At 60.7% G+C, this 201-nt stretch carries 1 protein-coding gene; it reads right to left on the bottom strand.

What is annotated here, in order from left to right:
• On the bottom strand, window positions 1-201 hold a 201-nt coding region (locus ACCD02_RS32875), incomplete at both ends, for an OprD family outer membrane porin (protein WP_413310754.1).

Raw genomic sequence — 201 nt, 5'->3', positions numbered from 1 at the left:
GCTGAGGTTCTTGAACGTGCCGCTCTGGAACACGTAGGCCAGTTCCGATTCGCGCCCCCATTCCTTGCCATCGGTGATGGTGCCGGTGTGCACGTTGTCACCGCTGATGTAGCGGTTCATCAGGGTCAGGCCCGGTACGCCGAACACGGCGAAATCGAAGTCATGGCGCAACTGCCAGGAGCGTTCCTGGGCGTTGTCGTA

Origin of the sequence: Pseudomonas sp. Pseusp88 (genome assembly GCF_047303955.1) — a bacterium.
GTDB lineage: Bacteria > Pseudomonadota > Gammaproteobacteria > Pseudomonadales > Pseudomonadaceae > Aquipseudomonas.
This window is presented reverse-complemented; position numbering and strand designations above follow the sequence as displayed.